The sequence below is a fragment of the [Clostridium] symbiosum genome, from assembly GCA_036419695.1.
GTDB lineage: Bacteria > Bacillota > Clostridia > Lachnospirales > Lachnospiraceae > Otoolea > Otoolea symbiosa_A.
On record CP143946.1, the window covers coordinates 2,869,086 to 2,886,378 of the forward strand.

Genomic DNA, 17,293 nt, shown 5'->3' on the forward strand with positions numbered 1-17,293 from the left:
CAAAAGCACTACTGCAATATACAAAAGCCGTGCAGTATTTAATTTTCCTGCACGGCTGCCCTGTTTCCCTCTTCTGTTGTTTCTTCTCCGTCGTTTTCGTTCTCTGTGTCGCTGTTGTCTCCCGCAGTTCCTCTGTAGAACGATTTAAAAATAGCGTTCTGTACTTCCTGCAAATTTCCTGCGTGTATCAGTCTGCCTACCCTCTTCTCTTCAAGCAGCTGGGCGTTTTCGTCCTCTGCTAAAAGTGCCTCGTTAATAAGCAGCGTAAGTAACCACCTTGTATCTTTAAAAAGGTTTGGGTTATCTTTATTGAATACCTCACTTAATTTGTCGTAGCCCCCAAACTTTTCCTGTACTTCGTCTAATGCGTTCAGCGAAAAAAGTAAACCATATTCTTTGCCGTTCAGCTCTACGGGAAAAGCCCCGCTCTTTAATGCTCCCATGATATAAAATTAAGGCGCAGCCCATGCTACGCCTCTCTCCTTTCCTGTTTTATACGCTTTCCATTGCTGCTGCCTTTTCCGGCACTGCTGTAAACCACGTTTTAGCCGCTGCGCTTTCCTCTGTTCCCACAAAGTCTGCTTTCCACAAGTTATCTTTCTTTCTTGTTGTAAAAGATGCCTCAATGTCCGGCGTGTTAAACTTGATACTCTCGCCCTTTGTTTCGTACTTTTCAGACGGTACTTTAAATTTTGCTTTAAGCAGCCATACGTAACGGTATTTACCACCCGTTTTCTTAGCTCTGAACCCTACAGCAACATACGGCGGCTCGTCCTCTTTTCCCGCCCATACTACGCTGTTCTTATCTACTGCCTGTCCCAGCAGCTCTGCCAGCACTTCCGGCGTAAGGTCTTTAATTCCCAGCTTAAGCGTTCCGCTTGCAAACTCCGTGACGCTCTCGCTTAATGTGTCGTCTGCATACAAGCTGCCGTCTGCTGTCTTTACGGATAAATCGGCGCTCATTGCCTCTGCCATTTTCTTAGGTGTCCCGTAGCTCTCTGCTCCGTCTGCCTCTGTGCATACGGCGTAATATAAATCTTTCAGTCCCAGTGTCATTGTTTAATCACTCCTCTTTCAAAATCTCGACTGTGATAGGCACTAACCAGTACCCCGTTTCTGTTTCGTAGCTTTCTGCGTCTATGCTGTTGATATAAACGCCTGCTGCTTTCAATACCTCTTTTGTCTTATCAAGCTGCGCCTCAAAATCGCCCTTATGGAAAAGCGTAACTCTATACATTTCCCTGCGCTCTTTCTCTTCGTCGTCTGCATTTACCGCAGGCGTACCCAGCAGCCGCAGAAACGTATAATATGCGTCTGGCTTATCCCGTCCAGTGTAAACGCCTCTCTGGGCTGGCAATCCTGCGCTTTCTAAAATCTCCTGTATACTCATTCGCCTGTTTCACTCTCCCATATACTGCGCTGTGCCTCTACTACCTTTTCGTGCGCCTTTTCGTTTGCCACTGTCATATAAGGGCGTGCAGCGTGGCTACTTGTGCCGTGCTCTGCCACAAAGCCGATTGTTGCATAGCGCACCTTGCTTTTATCTCCTTTCCTGTCGTTTCCATGCTTTGCCCGTCCCTGTGGGTATATCTCTACGTATTTCTCCGTATCGTCGCCCTTTACGTCCGTAGCTTTTATGGAATTGATAAAACCGCCCGTTTCATTCAGTCCCATTGCCTGTGCCTCTGCTCTCTGTGCCTCTATCAGCACATCAGCACCAGCTTTAAGCATTTTGGGGACTGCCTCAACTGTAGCCGCCTCTCTCCGGCTGAAAGCGTCTATAATATCTTCCAGCCCGACTGTGTTAAACTCTCCCATGCTTACACCTCGTTTCTGTGGCGTAAATCTGTAAGCGTAAGCTCTATGGTGTCTGTTCCTGTATCGTAGGTCTTAAGTACAAAATAGCGCCGCCCGTTTACTTCTACTACGTCCTCGCCGCCATAATCTGCCTTGTGTACCTCGTACTTTGCCTCTACCAGTTTTCCTGTCTGCTGGCTCTTAAAATATTCACTGTACCCTACTGATTTTTTGTTACAGAATACAGTGCGGGGGCTTTCTTCCGGCTTTACTGCAAAGCCGTTTTTATTTACCCTGTTTTCTGCTGTTGTTTCTGCAATAAGTGTTAATTCGTCCAGCCACTCCACCGCTTTACACCCCACTTTCTGTGCTGTTGGTGTCCGTTTCGGACACTTGCGGCGCTGTGTTGTATTCTGCTGATAAAGATAAGCGCATTTTAAGTGCGTCGTATGACTTTCTAAATTGTTCCGCAGCATTGTTAAAACCAAACTCTGCCTTGCAATACAGTGTAATTGCTCTGATAATCAACCCGTCTGTCTCTTTTATCACTTTTACGCCGTCGTTTTTCATATCAGCTTTGCAGGCGGCTATACAGTCGTTTATTTCCTCTGTAATTTTCTCACTGGTGCTGCTGATACGCAGCGCCGCCCGCATTTTCTCGGTTAATGTTGTGGTATCTGCTGCCATAGCCTGCACCCTCTTTCTTACTCTTCTATTACTGCTGCTACGCCTGCCTCTTCCAGAACTGCTGCACGTTCTCTGCTTACTGCGTATTCGTCCCCAGTATCCTTAATCTGGTTTAATTCCTTGTCAAGGAAACGGCGCTGTGCTTTTACTTTTACAAGCTCTGTGGCTGCCTCTTCCTCTTCGGCTTTCGCTGCTGCCTCTGCTGCTGCCTCTGCTGCCGCCTCTTCCGCTGCTCTTTTATCCTCTTCTGTAAGCTCGCTTTCGTCCGGTATGCCTACCTCAACCGCTGCGCAGCGTGTAGCAATTTCTTTCTTTGTTCCCTCTGCATCTACACCCAGCTGCTTTGCCAGTTCCTGCAAATCTTCTTTCTTGTAGCTTTCCAGTTCTTTAGCGTCTAAATACCCTTTCATGGTCTACCTCGCTTTCTGGCAGCCAGTGTTTATACACCAGCTGCCTTGTTAATTACACTGCCTCGATTTTCTTTACAACTACAAGGCTGTTTTTGTCTACTACCTTGCCGTCTACAAGCATAATGCCCTTTGTAATCTGGTCGTCTGTGTCGTTGTCCTCATACTTCTTTACGCCCATAGAGTAGTTTGTATTAAGCACGTAGTCCTTGAAATTGAAAAGGAATGCAAAAATTGTATCTTTCGCAAGTGCTGCGCTGTAGCTTGCTACGTAATCGCAAAGTACAACTGTTCTGCCTAAAAGCGTTCTTTCCGGCTTTCCAGATGTTCCATAGTTCACTTTTGCGATAGGCTGCCCGTTCTTATCTGTCATGCCTACATATTCCATAAAGGTCTTTTTACTCATGCACCACACAGCGCCATTTTCATAAGCCATAGGTAAAGCACCCTCTGCCTTAATCAAATCACTGTAAGACGGTGCGGCGCTCTCGATTGTCTGCCCGTCGGCTGGTGTCTCTGCTAAAATTCCTTTCGGTTTTCCTGTTCCGTTTCCGTCAATGATTGCCTGCTCTAACGCTTTTGTCATTGCCTCAACAATATTGTTAATAAGCAGTGTTTCAAAAGCGCTGATTGCCATTGTATCTACTTCCAGAGATACGGCTACTGCACAGCGCAGCTTATGGTATGCAAAAGTAATCATACCGTCTTTTGCAATATTCTTTTTCTGCTTGTCGCTGCCCGCTCCCTCATTTACCCATGTTGCAGTAGGCTTTACAGCAGATACGGGGATAGAAACGCCGCCCTTGTATGCAGTTCTGGTTACAAGGGCTAAAATCATTCCTGTGCTTTCCAGTTTCTCTACAATCTGGTTAAGCACTGTGGTAGGAATAACTGCGCCTACGTCCGTGCTTTTGCTTACTGCATCTGCTCTGTACTCTTTCGGCAGCGCCTCGCCTCTGCACACGTATTTCATAAATGCTTTTCGGTATTCCATACTGCCGTACTTGTCGTCGTTATCGCCCTCTCCTGCTGCGCCCTTGAAATTTCTAAGCACTCTCTGCTGTCCCTCGCCGCCGTTTCCGTCGTCTACGTTCTCGCCTGCTGCAATTCTTGCAAGTAAGGCGCTGCGCTTTTCTGCTGCCGCTGTAATCGCCGCTCTTTCTTCCTGCAATGCATTTACTTCTTTTTCAAGTGCTGTAATTTCCTCTTCTTTCAGCTCTGCCGCTCTTGTGGTAAGCTCTGCCTTAATCTGTGCTAATCTTTCCTCGATTTCTTTTAATCTCATTGTTATGTTTCCTTTCTGGTCTTGGATTTTATAAGCTCGCTCTAATCTTTAGTATTGCTGCCCGCCTCTTAAGCAACTCCTGCCTCTCCTGCTCGTAACTCCTACTCGCAAAAGCACGGGCGCTTATTTCAGTATCGCCGTTTGCTGGAATGCTCACGGCTGACACATCATAAACTTTCTTGATTTTCAAAATCGTCCTTGTGTGTGTTTCTCTGTCGTAGCTTTCCTCTGCTACGCTAAAAGCCCATGACATTTTATTTATCATGCCTGCCTCTATGTCTTGGTATAGCCCACGGGCTAAATCTGTCTTGCCTAAATCAGCCGCCACCTTAAGCCCTTTATAGTCCGGCTGTAAAATCAGCGTCTTGTTTGACTGTCTGGCAAATACCCTGCCCTCATGGTCGTACTGCATGATAACGTCGCTCATGTCTGCACCGTCTAAAGCGTGTGCGTCTATTCTTTCGTAAATCTTTGTGCCGTCCTCAAATTCATACAGCAAATACGGCGCATCAAACGTAGTGGCGTAACCCTCTACGTAATACTCCGTCTGTATCAATTTCGTTGCACTCTGCGCTGTCAATGGCGCTGCCAGCGCCCTATATTCCCGCTCTTTCTTAATCGGCATTATTTACACCCTCTTTCTCCCCCAGCCCGCCTGCTGGTTCGCCTGCTGCCGCTGGCGGTGTCTGCTGCGGCTCTGCCTGCTGCCCTGTTGCTATGGGCGCTTGCTGTATAATTATCTGTGGCTTTCCATTACTGTTTTGCAGTTCGCTTACCTCGGTATACTCTTTGCGGATATAATACTTTTCCCCGTCCTCAACGTGTGCCATGTTCCATATATCCATAACGCCGTTTCTGTTTAGTAATGCACGGTCAAAAAGCTGCGTGCTTACGCTTAGCTTTGTTGCGTTGCTGGCATATTGCAGGCGGTTTGCTGAAAAGAAAATAGCATTACCGCAAGCTCTTTCTCTCTCGGTAAAACTCATATTTGTCATAACAAGCGATAGCTGTATTGCAAACGGTTCTATTTTCCCCTCGTAGTAAGCATTCCACGTATTTTCATCAAATTTATTTTGTAAAATATCCATGTTTGTGCCAAAATGCGTGCATACATTTTCCTGTATATTCTGCATCTGCAATGCGTTTGGTGTGTATGGTTTGCTCTCTACCTGTTTCAGCTCACTAAACTTGTTATCATAAATTATCATGCCGCTATCGTTGTCGGCGGTTAAGTTATCCTCGGTAAAACGCTGTCGCTCTTTCTTTATGTCCTCTGGTTTCAGCATATTTGCCACCTTTGCCAGAAAGCGGATATTTGCAGAATTTTTGACAGCGTTTATAATTCCCTCGTTTTGCGTATGTATCAGCTGCATTGTTGGCTTAAGTGTTCTGTTGTCCTCTCCGAAAAGGTCGTCTGTGTATTCAAAATCTGTCATAATGCCTACACGTTCAAACTCTATAGCTCCATGCTCGCCATTTGCAAACAGATACCGTAAATACACCTGCCCTGCTGCCTCTACGACTTCGCAGCGTTGCGCCCTCAATGGATACCAGCCACAAAGCCGCCCGTACTCGTCCTCGATAGGTATAATAAAAGCGGTGTGTTCCACCGCTACATACGTTGCCAGACGCTTAATAAATTTTGTTGTGTCCATAAAATAGTTGGGCTTATGCTGTAGTGTCTTTTCCAGTGACTTAAGGGCGCTACCCTCAATCTCCGGCTTAAGTTTACTGCAATGTGTCGCAAAGCTGTTTACTGCCGTTCTGGTTAAATCCATTTCATATACGCCGCCGTTATAACTGGTAAACGTCGGGCTGTATCCGTTCAGCATTTTAAAATAGCTGTCGATATATCGCAGCTCTTTACCATGAAAAAGATAATCTAAAAATTTCATGCCGTTTACTCTCCTTTCTATGCGGCATTTTTAAGCAGCTCGCCGCACTCTTCCCAGTATTTCTGCCGCACGGTCATTGCATCTATGACAGATACAAAGCCGTCGATATGCGCCCGCTGCTCGATTTTTATAGGTCTGAATTTTCTTGTTTCCATGTTGTGCTTAAGCGCAACATTTAAGAAATGTGTCTTTAGTAAATTGTTGTCGGCTATCTTAAAATCGCCGTCTTTTATGATGCCCTCAAACTCCCTTATAACTGGTGTAAGGTTTTCGCCTTGGTAAACGTCGTCCATGTGAAAACCATAATTTGCCATATCGGTAATAAGGTACTGGGCGCTGTATCTGTCGTAGCCGATTTTTAAAGGTCGTATTCCGTAATCTTCCAGTAACATAGTAAACCAGCCGTAAACGTCGTGGTAGTCTACATAATTCTCGCCGCTTAAGGTTATCAGCCCCTTTTTAACAAATATGTCATACGGCACGCCGTCCGTAGCCTGTAAGTATTCCAGCCTGCCCCGTGGCATAAAGAACTGCGTAAACGCATACAGTGTGCCGTCTTTCTGAATAACCACACTGGCTGCCGTTAAGTCCGTTGTCTGGCTTAAGTCAATACCGCCCACTGCGTAGCAGTCCCTAAAGTCCTCTAAGGTCTTTTCTACTCCGGCGTTCTCTACTGTCTGATATTCCAGCCATGCAATAGAGCTGTTCTGCTTGATATTGCAATACTTTGTAAGGAACTCTGCTTTTTTACTTAAGCTGCCCTCTGCTACGGCTATCTCGTCCATAAAGAAACTTTCTTTTACGGATACACCCATGTTAGGGTTAGCCTTTTTCAGTTCGTCTATGTCGTTCCACTTCTCCACATCATCAATCATGTAAAGGAATGGTAATAGCCTGCGCTCTTTGCTGTTTCCTTTCAAGAAACTTGTGCTACGTTTCATTAGTTCATCATAAATACTGTCGTTGATATATCCGGCAGTGCTTATGCTCAATATCATAGGTTGAGTACGTGCGCCTAAAGCGGATTTCATAACCTCATACTGCTTTAGTCCAGCGTCCCCGCTCCATGCTGCCATTTCATCACATACCACAAGCTGCGGGTTAAATCCGTCTGACTTCTTGGCATTAAAAGCAATCGGTTTTATTACCGTGTTGCTCTCCGCAATATAAATATCGCTGCGCCGTTTCTTTGCCAGCTCCGCTAACTCGTCCTCTGCCTGTACCATTTGATAAAATCCGTCATACACCAGCGCTGCTTGGTCTAATTTTGGAGCTAAGCAGTATATTTCTTGTCCGTACTCCGGCTCTAAGTACGCCATGTATGCAATAATCGCAGATGCAAATAAACTTTTTCCATTTTTTCTGCCAATTACAATAAAAATTTCACGGAAAATACGTATTTTTTCTGCGTCCTGTATGCCAAAAATAACAGAAACTATGGCTTTCTGCCATAGCTCCAACTTGATTAAATCATTACGCCCCTTGCTGTGGTGGCAAAAGTTCTCTATGAACCGTATAGCCTTATTCGCAGCCTTTGCATTAAAAAAATACTCCTGCTTTTGCAGCCCGTTTATAATGATTTCGTATATTTTCTTTATCCATTTTCCCGCTATGATTTCGCCGCTTGTAATCTTTGCGTGGTACTCATAGATATAATTTCGATAAGGCGGCAATATTGCTTACTCTTCCCGCAAAGCCGCCAGCCTGCTTGTCTTTCGTTTCGCAGCTGGTACTAATTCCGTAAGCTGCTTAATCACTGCTGCATAGTTCTTACTAAGCGCTATGTAGGTTTCTGCCTCTGGGCTTTTCTTTGTTCCCCACTGGTTCTGCCCGTTCTGGTACTCACTCGTCCAGCCGTCTTTTTCAAGTTTCGCCTGCAAGTCGTCCAGCTCAATGCTCATAAATGCAGCCTTTTCTATCAGCGGCGTTACTAATTTTCTTTTGTTTTCGTCTAAGTCCTTGAAAATTCCCTTAAGTCTGGTCTTTTCGGTCTTTATCCTCTGTTCTTTGGTTTTCTCTTTCTTTGTTGCCATTCCTTTACCCCGCTTTCCATTCCTGCGCCGCACCACACCCCCCTACACCACCCGTGCGCACGCCCGTAGGGTAATTTTAGGGTATCCCCCTCGGTATTCGCCCCCTTTAATTATTTTTCTGATATGGGGGGAGTATGCCGCCGTTCTCGTCGAACCGATACCGCTTATGCCTCTCCTGTTTGTGGTGTTCCTTGTTGTGGCAGTCTTGGCACAACGCCTCTAAGTTATCCCAGCATAACGTAACGCTTATGTCGTTTATGTTCTCTCTGTTAAGCCAGCGCTTATGATGCACTATCTTTGCGGGCTGCCCGCAGCGTTCACAAATATAATCTTGTGACATTAAATAAGCGGCTCTGGTTTTTTCCCATGCCGCTGATAAATAAAAACTCTTAGCCCATGCTTTCATACTGTCCCCTCTCTTTCTTCATTCCCCAGCGCCCTAAGTTTCATGCGCTGGGTGGAGGCTAAAGAATGAATAGAAAAAGAGTAGGCAACTGCTGCCGCACATGGCTTAAGCTATCGCCTACTCATTTCATGCTACCATTGTATCTCTTTTGTTTTCCCATGTAAACACCACATTTTTACCACGATATTACCCGCTGCTGTACTGTTATCATTTCTCTTACTGGCACGCCTGCTGTTCTTAGCTGCTCGTATATGCTCATTATCTCATGCCTAAACCAGCCTGCATACTGCATGGGTACTGGCTGATATTGCCGCTCCATAAATGGGTTATCTGCATACGCTGCCACTTGTGAAAACTCATACAGCAGCAGTGGCTTACTCTGGTCTAACAATAGCCGCAATATATATGCTGTCGTTCTTCCGTGCAGTCGTCCCTCTGGCGGCTGCCATATCCCAGTTATTATATATAGCCTCTGCCACTCGTAAAGCTCAAATCCTAACGCCTGCTCTATATGCTTTATCAGCCTGTCTGCTGCCTGCTGTTCCCTCGCTGTTTCCCGCTTTCTTTTTATCCATGCCTTTATTTTTTCAAACACTTACTTTACCCTCTCTTCGTCAATCCCCCACAATAATACTGACAACTCGTTTATGATGCCCGTTACCCAGCGCCTCGGTGTATTCTTTCCTGTGTCCAGCTGCTCTGCAATTTCCGCATAGTCCATACCCTGCATAAAATACATTTCAAAAGCCTTGTATTCTACGCCTCTGCCCGCTGCCTCTCTGCGGCGCTCTATCTCTTCTACCGCTTTGTCTATATGCGCTGTCATTATCAGTGTCTTAAAGCGTGTGCGTCTGATACTCTCTAAGTATGTACGCTGCTGCTCGTCCGTCATGCCCTTAAGCTCTAACTGCTGCCCGTCGCTTATGGCGTTCTCGATATGGAAAACTGCATCACGGTAACATTTCATAAGCGTAAAAGTGTTGTGGTATTTCTCTTTCTTCTGCTCCTGCTTTTCCTGTCTTTTCAGTTCCGTTATTGCAGCCTTTGCCTGTTTCTGCAATAACTCTGTTAATTCGCTTTCGTGCAGCTGTACCCAGCTTTCAACCTCTGGCGGCATTTCTGCCCCTGCCGCCGCCATTGTCTTTGTTTCTTCCTGTTCCATGTTCTGTACCTCGCTTTCTGTTAATTAAACGGCAGCTCTTCGTCTGCTCCCTCTGGTATGTTCATAAACCCGTCACTCTCCGGCAGCTGCTGCCCTCTCGCCTCTGCCTCTGCTTTGCTCTCTCCAAATCCTACGCTATTTGCCACAACCTCTGTGTAATATACCTTGCCGCCCGTGCGCTGGCTCTCGTAGCTGCCCGTTTTAATCTTGCCCGTAACCTCTGCCCTGCTGCCTTTGCTTAACCATTTCTGCACCCATTCCGCAATACGCCCGAAACACTTAATATTTATAAAATCTGTGTCTTTCCCGTCGTCTACTGCAAGCGTAAAGCGGGTAATAGCTGTGCTATTGTCCTGCCCGCCATATCTAAGCTCTGGCTCTCTTGTAAGCCGCCCTGTAAGTGATACATTATTCATGCTTTCTGCTCCCCTCTTCCAGTTTGTCCAGCTTTGAAAATATAGCCAGCAATTCCAATGCTATAATTCCCAGTAAAATATTAGTCATTTTCTACCGCCTCGCTTTCTCTTGCTACTATTCTCTCTTGTAATTCAATCAGCCTCTTTTTTATTGCCATAACTGATGCCTCTAAGCCTTTAGTTATTATTTCAACATTTACTTCCAGACTTGCCGCAATCCGTCTTACCCGTTTTCTTATATACCTACGCCGCTTTTTCCTGTCCAACCATAACGGCGGGTTTACTCCGTGCTTTTTCTTGTAGTTCTTTTTCCACTGTCTGTATTTCACTGCTTACGCCCCTTTCTCCATATCGCATACGGCAATATCCATACTGGCGCTGTTATTATCAACACCGCTTTTGCTGTGCATATCGTCACAAATACTGCTACGTCTACTGCTGCCTGTCCCAATTCTTTCACTGCATCTACTATGCCGTCCATATACTCAAACATTTACTACCCCGTTTTCCTGCTTAATCTCAATATTTCTGCCGCCTCGCTGCTTTATGATTGCCTCTACGTGCAAGTATGCAGGCAGCATAACCACGCTGCCTGTTCGTAACTGATATTCTACGCTTTTCCGCATCTTCTCGTATTGCTCTGCCTTACAAAACGCCGTACAGCCCAGAATAATTGTAAATACCTGTGCTTTCTTCTTTTTCCGCTGCCGTCTATTCATGTTCTGCCCCGCTTTCCGTGTCCGTTTCGGACACCTTACCCGTATAGTCTGTTACTCTGATACCCAAAATACAGTAGCCCTCTGTAAGCCCTGTGTAATCTTCCAGCATATAAATAATATCTGCATCAATCGTGCGCCCCGTGTGCTTGCCGTCCTTGAATTCCAGCATTTTAAGGCTGTCGCCCTGTTTATAGCCTCTGTTATTTTTCCGCAGCTCAAAGCTCTTTTTCCCGCTTACTACGTCCTCGTAATAAGATGCCACTATTTTTACCTCGTGCTGCTTATGTTCTGTATTTCCCTCGCTTGGCAGATGCTCCATTTTTTCTGCGTCTGCCCGCTCCTGCAATTTCTTCTTTGTCTGGCGGTCTATAGCGTCCTGCTCTTCGCTGTATCGCTGTTCGTCTGTCTTTTCAGCCTCTGCCTTATTTATGTACTGGTCGCATTTCTGGCACGTTCCCGTTTTTACGTTGCAGCCCTTGTATTTCTGGCAGGAATAGCACAAAGACGTTATGCTCTCTGGGTGCGGTGTTTCGTAATCGTCCCCCGCCTTTTTCTCTGCTACTTTTTCCGCTATTTCCTTTGCCCTCACATTTTCGCCCGCTGCTGCTTTTTCCGCTATTTCTTTCTGTTCGTCCTCGTCCAGTTTGGCTGCCTCGTATGCAGCAGTGATACCTAAATTGCCCTCTTTCAGCTGCTCTTTAATCTCCGGCGTTGCGTTGTTGTTGATTGCGTCCATTCTGGCTACGTTCGTGCTGCTCTCGTTTATCATAGCCGCCACTAAATCACGCATTTTACCTTGTATTTCTAAGCCGTCCTCTTCCTTGGCTCTGATAAGCGCCGCTTTGGTACGCTCTACTAATCTGGTTTTTTCATAGGCTGTAAGTTCCTGCGTATATCCGTTGCCAGCCAATAAGCGCAGCTCATACATTGCCTCGCTCATATCCATAAAGCGGTAAAGCACTTTCTCATACTCCTTATGCCCCCGCTCTAAGTTCAAAATATTTGCCGCATTACGTCTGTGTCCGTCGATTATACGGTATTCCCCGTTTACTCTCGCCAATACTGTAGGCTGTTCCTGTCCTACGTGCAAAAAGCTATCTGCCAGCTCTTCTATGTTTTCTAATTTCTGGTGCGTGTTCTCCTGTGCTGCCTTTACCTCGTAAGGGCTTAAATAGATTTCTTTGTATCCCTCTGTCTGCGCCTGCTGCCCTGCTGCTTTCGTCTTTGCGTTCAGAATGTCGTTAATGCCAAACTTTGCCATATTCTCTACCTCGCTTTCTCAATCCTTTGTTTTTTCTTACACTGTCCCATTACTCCGTTGCACATTTCGCACGTTCTCCAATACTCGCAAGCGTCGCTTTGCGGGCATTTCTGCCCTGCAAATTTGCCGCCCCAGTTCCAGCACTCCGTACCGCCAGTCCTGCGGCAATGCCAGTAAGCGCATAATCTCTCTTTATGTGCCATGCCCGCTACCTCGCTTTCCCTGTATACGCTGTTACAAATTTCTTATACCCCTGCGCCGCTCCGCAGCATGGGCTATACTCATAAATCGGCTTACGCATGAAAGTATTTTCTGCTACTTTCTTGGAATACCGAATAATACCCAAAATATTAAAATCTGTCTTTTGTTCCAGCCACTCTACGCCTGCTGCCTCGCCGTCTGTGTTCTGGTATGACGTAATCAGCACGCCTGCCAGCTTTAATGCTGGGTTAAATGCCTTTGCGTCCTCTATCTGCTCTGTCACAATATCCAGCCCCTCTAAAGCGTCCTCGTCCACCTTTACGGGTACTATTACCTCGTCTGTAATTGCCAGCGCATTTACAACATTAAGCCCAATATCCGGCGGGTTATCAATGATGCAGTAATCATACTTGCCATATATGGTGCAATCTCCGTAATACTGCACCTTTGCATATACCAGTGCTTTGTATCTCTCTATCTGGTTTCCGCTGTCCTCTTTGGTTAAATTCCACGTAGCCCCAAATAGTGACATGTTCGCCGTTACAATGTCGATACCCTCATACTCTGTATGCTGTATCAGCTCGTCTGCGCTTTCCCAGTCCCCAGCCAGCAGCTTTGTAACTGGTGCTACGTTCTCTGCATCATATCTGCTGTACGCCTTGCTTAAGTTTCCCTGCTTGTCGTTGTCAATCAGCAGCACCTTATAACCTCGCCTGTAAAGCTCATACGCCATGTTTGCTGCTGTAAAGGTCTTGGCTACGCCACCCTTTAAGTTCAAAATGCTTATTGTTTTCATTCTTTGCCTCTCTTTCCTGCGTCGCCCCTAACGCATGGTTACTGTTTCCTGCTCTTTTGTAAGCTCGTCTGAATGTAATAAATACTGCTCTATCAGCTGCGCTGCTGGCTGCCAGCCGTAGCAGACGGCGGTATAATAGCCCTGCTGCCGCAGATACTCTAACCACTCTTTCTGTTTCTTGGTCGTCGTGTTCTCGCCTGCCTTAAGCTCTATGTAAAGCCCATGATACCCAGCCCTTGCAGCTGGTAGCATAATATCCGGCACGCCAGCCTTTACGCCCTGCCTCTTAAGCACCGCTGCTGTTGCTTTATCACGTTTGCCGCCGTTTGGCACATGATACATATATTGCAGTTCCGGCATAATCTCTGTTCTGTATGCAGCCCAGCTAAATAATGCCTCTTGATGCCCGCTTTCGTCGTCCAGTCTAAAGTTTCTCATTTTCTCGCCTCGCTCTCTGCTTAAATTCTACATACTGGCAAATTCTGAAAAGCAGCCCGTCCTTATGCGGCTTGCTGTTCTCTATCGCCAAAAGCGTTATTGTTTCCTCGCTTTGTAGTCCTGCATTTCCCAGTACGTCCCAGCGGCATATATCATAATATCTGCACCGCAGGCAGCAGTGCTTACAGTCCTTGCCTTTCTGGAATAACCAGTATTTAATTTTTTCTATCATGTTTTCTGCCCTTTCTGCTGCCGCTGTCTTTCCAGCTCTCCTGCTGCTCAGAAATAGCTGCTGCAATTCTAAACGCCAGATATGTTGCCACAATCAACGCCAGCAGTCCGGCTATTATCAGCACTGCTGCAATGGCAATGCCCTTGATTATCTGCATTTCAGCCCCCCCTATCTGTTATTTTTACTAAGGTGTATCTTAAATACCCGTAGCCGTAATACTCTGGGCTATGTACTCCCATGCTCACGCTGTTCTTATCCACGTAATAGCCCTTTATTGCCTTTGGTTCTTTCTTGAAATACTCACGGTCTGAAATTATGTGGTACTCTGGTTCTGGTCTTACTAAATTCTTGCTACAATTCCAGCGCTTGCCCTGTAATGCTCCGTCAGTACCCTTTTTGTGCGTTCCTGTGTACTTGATTAAATAACTTGCCAGCTCTGCATAGTTGCCGCTATCGTCCAGTGGGAATACCTTAACCCTGTTATGCCCCTCGTATGCCTTATACCAGCAGCGTTGTAAAATCTCTGTGTCAATTTTATTTACTACAAGGTGGTGATGCCTCGCACCTTTCTTGCCTATCTCCATAACGTGTATGTATTTGAACTCTAACCCTGCTTTTCTGTACTCCTTTCTGCACTCCCTCAAAAATACGTCTATGTCCTGCCGCATCTGCTCCGGCGTTCTGTCCGGCTCTCCTTTCCTGCGGATATAGTCAAGCACTAAATGGTAGTCCCCATAGCCATAGTTCGCATTTATGAGTATCCTTAACTTTCTCTCTGCCTGTCTGGTGTTTACTTTCTCCTGCTCTTCTTTTGTTGGCTTTACCTTATCCCCTCTGCTGATACCTTTCTTTTTGTATCTGCTGGTAAAGTACCTCTCTATCTCTATCGTATTCCCCGCTTTTGTTACCCTCTCTACGTATGGCATATATCTACCTCTCTGTCGGTTCGTTAATACTTTTATCAAGTGTTAAAACGGGCTGCCTGCCCGTTAATTTTCTTGACTTTGCGCCATACATAGCTTATAATTTTTATAGTATTTCAAAGCTGTATAGCTTAGCGCCTATGGTGTTTCCCCACCGTAGGCGCTTTTATTTTTTCATGTTTCCTGCCGCTCTCTTATGCGGCTTAAGGCATAGTCATAAGCCTGTCTGTACGGCTCTCTGCAATCGTAGCCCGTGCAGCTATATAATTTGCTGCCCTTGCAAAACTCGCAGCTGTGCAGCTTTGCGTAATCGCTTGCCGCCCGCTCCTGTCGCTTTTCCTCATATTCCAGATGCCGCTTAATCTGGTTTGCATCTATAACCGTAATCCCCAGCATATTTGCTGTATGTATTTCTCTGTCCATTCCCTCTGTTATGCCGTATTTCACGCCAGCAATAACAAAATCGCAGCCTTTCAGCAATGCAAGCCCCGCAGCCATGCCTCTTGCCCGCTCTTCCGGCTTTTTATCGTCCATGCACTGCGTCATATATAAATGCGGCGTAATAGGCGCTAAGCCCGCCTCTAATGCCTGCCGTGTCAGCTGCTGTGCATAATCTATGTTTCTGTCCAGCTCTGCGCCGTCTTTCGCCCTGTACGGGCTGCATATATAAACTTTTTTCATACCTAATTACCCGCTTTCTGTTGTGCCTCTGTCCGTGCCTGTTCATTCCCTGCCAGATATGCCGCTAAGTGCATCAGTTCGTCTGCGTCTTTTTCTTCAATAAAATCACAATCAACGCAGCATTTGCAGTACCCCGTAATTTGTAAATATCCGTCATATACTTCCTGCGGTGTCTTGCACTGCTTTAAATCATTTATCAAAGCTGTAAGCAGCATTACTGCCTTTATGCCTGTCTCGCCGCCTTTTCCGTGTATCCCTACTGTAATCTGCCGCATTTTTGTTGTACCGTCTGCTCCTAAAATTGTTTTACTTTTCATTCTGTGCCTCACTCTCTTCCTTGAACCCTGCCAAAAGCATTGTCATTGCGTCTATCGCTGTATCAAAATGTTTTCCCAACTCCGCTGCGTCAATAAGCCCCTGCTCTGTGTTTCTCCCGTTCCCTTTCATTACTTGCGCTTGCAAAACAGGTTTTAACTGGCTAAGCCCAGCTATGCTGTTCTCTAACTCTTCCTCACTCACGCATATTTTTACATAACCCTTGCCGATATGTTCAACACTCATTTTCTTCCTCTTCCTTTCTTCTAATCAGCCGTACTGATACCTCGTAAGCTGTGCGCTGTTCTCTTTCTCCTGTGGCTGTGTCAAGCACCTTTTCATACTGGCGGCTCTGATACCGTCCCAGCAGCTCTACAGTGTCGCCCTGCTGCCACTGCGCCGCCTCGTCTGCCTGTTCCTGCCAGCAGATGCACGGTAAATAGCAGTTGCCGCCTGTAAGCTCATTTCTTACCTTTACCGTAATATCAGTAATGCGCTTACCTCTCGGTGTTTCTCTGTACGTTGGCTTATTCGCTATAACGCCTCTTACTGCTGCCTCGTCCTGCTCTAATGCCTTTTCCGATACCGCCACAAAATCTGCCAGAATATATACCAGCAGCCTACCGCTCTGGAAGTCCTTAAGCGTCTGCGCCTTACCTGTCAGTAAAAGCCTGCTGCCCTCTACAAATTCCTGCATAACGTCAAATTCTATGCCGTTGCAAGCCCTGTATGGTACGTCCTCTGCAAATACTACTGTTACCTCGTCCGGCACGCCGCTTGGTCTTACCGTTTCCAGCTTTGCCATATAACCACAAAACGGCAGCCCGCATAGCTGCTTAATTTCCTTAATCTGTGTAAGCGTTCCTACCAGTCCCGCTGCATTTCCCTTGATACCGCCGCCTGTAAGCTCGTCCATGATTGCAGTATCTAAATCCCGTAAAAAATCTGGCTTTTTCTTTGTCATACTTCCTGCCCTTTCCTTTCTTATATGTAAATGGTGTAGTAAAGCGACATCTGCAAATCACTAAACTTATACTGTGCTGTCTGGTCTGGCTCTAATGGTTTCATAAGCCCCAGCTCTTTCCAGCGTCTGTGCGTTATCTCTGGCACTGCCCTAAACTTCTTTACCTCATGCTCGCTGTATTTTCGGTATTCCTCGCTTATCTCATGGTCTGCAAACGGTTTGAACGCTGCCAGATACCCTACGTAAACGTCTGCCCCCGCCCTCGATAATGCGCAGGCGGTCTGAACTCTCCAGCGTGCCTATAAATTCCTTTACTGTCACTGTCTGCCTCTCCTATTTCTCCGGCATTTCGTACAGCCTCGGTATTACTGCTGCAAACGGCTGTACGTCCATGCCGCCCCTTACTATGGCTGCACCGCCAGCCGTAAACAGATAGCTTACGCACGCTTTCTGTATCTCGTCCAGAACCTCTAAGCAGCGCTCTTTTGTGGCATACTCTCCGATTTCCTCTAAACACCCGTCACTTATGCAAATTACGTGGCGCTTTTTGTCTGCCTCTGCGCCGCCTCTCTTTTTCTTTATGTCCTCGTACTCTCCATACTCTACGCTGGCGTAATTACCGCCCAGTCTATACAGCTTTTCTTTATTCTGGCTGCGTATATATACCTCGCTCAT

General features: G+C 46.3%; 28 protein-coding genes. All 28 read right to left on the reverse strand.

The genetic code is table 11. The annotated features are described in order from the left end of the window. Positions 1-38: 38 nt before the first annotated feature. Positions 39-443: a hypothetical protein gene (locus V3C10_13130; GenBank protein WVP60263.1), complete on the reverse strand. Its 405-nt coding sequence runs from the start codon at positions 441-443 to the stop codon at positions 39-41. A 49-nt stretch (positions 444-492) separates the two neighbouring features. Beyond that, positions 493-1,056 carry a major tail protein gene (locus V3C10_13135; GenBank protein WVP60264.1) on the reverse strand — a complete coding sequence of 188 codons (564 nt, stop codon included), beginning with the start codon at positions 1,054-1,056 and terminating at the stop codon, positions 493-495. Positions 1,057-1,063: 7 nt separating this feature from the next. Beyond that, complete coding sequence (locus tag V3C10_13140) at positions 1,064-1,390, reverse strand: hypothetical protein (protein WVP60265.1); 327 nt, start codon at positions 1,388-1,390, stop codon at positions 1,064-1,066. Beyond that, the gene (locus tag V3C10_13145; protein WVP60266.1) at positions 1,387-1,818 is read right to left on the reverse strand and encodes a hypothetical protein; all 432 of its coding nucleotides are present in this window, start codon (positions 1,816-1,818) and stop codon (positions 1,387-1,389) included. Before V3C10_13145 ends, V3C10_13140 begins: the two co-directional genes overlap by 4 nt. A gap of 2 nt (positions 1,819-1,820) precedes the next feature. Next, positions 1,821-2,159, reverse strand: a complete 339-nt coding sequence (locus V3C10_13150) for a hypothetical protein (GenBank protein WVP60267.1) — start codon at positions 2,157-2,159, stop codon at positions 1,821-1,823. Further along, entirely contained in the window at positions 2,149-2,484 is a 336-nt protein-coding gene (locus V3C10_13155) for a DNA-packaging protein (GenBank protein ID WVP60268.1), read from the reverse strand. Before V3C10_13155 ends, V3C10_13150 begins: the two co-directional genes overlap by 11 nt. Before the next feature lie 17 nt (positions 2,485-2,501). Next, entirely contained in the window at positions 2,502-2,894 is a 393-nt protein-coding gene (locus V3C10_13160) for a hypothetical protein (GenBank protein WVP60269.1), read from the reverse strand. 52 nt (positions 2,895-2,946) lie between these two features. Beyond that, positions 2,947-4,176 (reverse strand): phage major capsid protein, encoded by a 1,230-nt coding sequence (locus V3C10_13165; GenBank protein WVP60270.1) that lies wholly within the window; start codon positions 4,174-4,176, stop codon positions 2,947-2,949. A gap of 28 nt (positions 4,177-4,204) precedes the next feature. Continuing rightward, positions 4,205-4,801 (reverse strand): HK97 family phage prohead protease, encoded by a 597-nt coding sequence (locus V3C10_13170; GenBank protein ID WVP60271.1) that lies wholly within the window; start codon positions 4,799-4,801, stop codon positions 4,205-4,207. Beyond that, entirely contained in the window at positions 4,791-6,071 is a 1,281-nt protein-coding gene (locus V3C10_13175) for a phage portal protein (GenBank protein WVP60272.1), read from the reverse strand. The genes V3C10_13170 and V3C10_13175 overlap by 11 nt, the downstream gene beginning before the upstream one ends. Positions 6,072-6,088: 17 nt before the next feature. Then, positions 6,089-7,744, reverse strand: a complete 1,656-nt coding sequence (locus tag V3C10_13180; protein WVP60273.1) for a terminase large subunit — start codon at positions 7,742-7,744, stop codon at positions 6,089-6,091. A 6-nt stretch (positions 7,745-7,750) separates the two neighbouring features. Further along, positions 7,751-8,104 (reverse strand): hypothetical protein, encoded by a 354-nt coding sequence (locus V3C10_13185; protein ID WVP60274.1) that lies wholly within the window; start codon positions 8,102-8,104, stop codon positions 7,751-7,753. 106 nt (positions 8,105-8,210) lie between these two features. Next, the gene (locus V3C10_13190) at positions 8,211-8,510 is read right to left on the reverse strand and encodes an HNH endonuclease signature motif containing protein (protein WVP60275.1); all 300 of its coding nucleotides are present in this window, start codon (positions 8,508-8,510) and stop codon (positions 8,211-8,213) included. Positions 8,511-8,685: 175 nt separating this feature from the next. Beyond that, positions 8,686-9,105 (reverse strand): hypothetical protein, encoded by a 420-nt coding sequence (locus V3C10_13195; protein ID WVP60276.1) that lies wholly within the window; start codon positions 9,103-9,105, stop codon positions 8,686-8,688. Continuing rightward, positions 9,106-9,672 (reverse strand): hypothetical protein, encoded by a 567-nt coding sequence (locus V3C10_13200; protein ID WVP60277.1) that lies wholly within the window; start codon positions 9,670-9,672, stop codon positions 9,106-9,108. Between the two features lie 20 nt (positions 9,673-9,692). After that, positions 9,693-10,088, reverse strand: coding sequence for a single-stranded DNA-binding protein (locus tag V3C10_13205; protein ID WVP60278.1), 396 nt, complete (start codon positions 10,086-10,088; stop codon positions 9,693-9,695). An 80-nt stretch (positions 10,089-10,168) separates the two neighbouring features. Further along, positions 10,169-10,417, reverse strand: a complete 249-nt coding sequence (locus tag V3C10_13210; GenBank protein ID WVP60279.1) for a DNA-binding protein — start codon at positions 10,415-10,417, stop codon at positions 10,169-10,171. Positions 10,418-10,573: 156 nt separating this feature from the next. Beyond that, a complete protein-coding gene (locus tag V3C10_13215; protein WVP60280.1) occupies positions 10,574-10,807 on the reverse strand; it encodes a hypothetical protein in 234 nt (77 codons plus the stop codon). Next, positions 10,800-12,068, reverse strand: a complete 1,269-nt coding sequence (locus V3C10_13220; protein ID WVP60281.1) for a DUF3850 domain-containing protein — start codon at positions 12,066-12,068, stop codon at positions 10,800-10,802. The genes V3C10_13215 and V3C10_13220 overlap by 8 nt, the downstream gene beginning before the upstream one ends. A 208-nt stretch (positions 12,069-12,276) precedes the next feature. Further along, complete coding sequence (locus tag V3C10_13225; protein ID WVP60282.1) at positions 12,277-13,065, reverse strand: ParA family protein; 789 nt, start codon at positions 13,063-13,065, stop codon at positions 12,277-12,279. Between the two features lie 27 nt (positions 13,066-13,092). Further along, positions 13,093-13,503, reverse strand: coding sequence for a VRR-NUC domain-containing protein (locus tag V3C10_13230; protein WVP60283.1), 411 nt, complete (start codon positions 13,501-13,503; stop codon positions 13,093-13,095). Between the two features lie 215 nt (positions 13,504-13,718). Next, positions 13,719-13,892 (reverse strand): N-acetylmuramoyl-L-alanine amidase, encoded by a 174-nt coding sequence (locus V3C10_13235; GenBank protein ID WVP60284.1) that lies wholly within the window; start codon positions 13,890-13,892, stop codon positions 13,719-13,721. A gap of 1 nt (position 13,893) precedes the next feature. After that, positions 13,894-14,661, reverse strand: a complete 768-nt coding sequence (locus tag V3C10_13240) for a hypothetical protein (GenBank protein ID WVP60285.1) — start codon at positions 14,659-14,661, stop codon at positions 13,894-13,896. A 171-nt stretch (positions 14,662-14,832) separates the two neighbouring features. Further along, entirely contained in the window at positions 14,833-15,339 is a 507-nt protein-coding gene (locus tag V3C10_13245) for a hypothetical protein (protein ID WVP60286.1), read from the reverse strand. A gap of 2 nt (positions 15,340-15,341) precedes the next feature. Next, positions 15,342-15,656, reverse strand: coding sequence for a hypothetical protein (locus V3C10_13250; protein WVP60287.1), 315 nt, complete (start codon positions 15,654-15,656; stop codon positions 15,342-15,344). Continuing rightward, positions 15,646-15,900 carry a toxin PIN gene (locus V3C10_13255; GenBank protein WVP60288.1) on the reverse strand — a complete coding sequence of 85 codons (255 nt, stop codon included), beginning with the start codon at positions 15,898-15,900 and terminating at the stop codon, positions 15,646-15,648. The genes V3C10_13250 and V3C10_13255 overlap by 11 nt, the downstream gene beginning before the upstream one ends. Next, positions 15,890-16,618, reverse strand: coding sequence for a single-stranded DNA-binding protein (locus V3C10_13260; GenBank protein WVP60289.1), 729 nt, complete (start codon positions 16,616-16,618; stop codon positions 15,890-15,892). The genes V3C10_13255 and V3C10_13260 overlap by 11 nt, the downstream gene beginning before the upstream one ends. Before the next feature lie 333 nt (positions 16,619-16,951). Next, the gene (locus V3C10_13265) at positions 16,952-17,293 is read right to left on the reverse strand and encodes a long-chain fatty acid--CoA ligase (GenBank protein WVP60290.1); all 342 of its coding nucleotides are present in this window, start codon (positions 17,291-17,293) and stop codon (positions 16,952-16,954) included.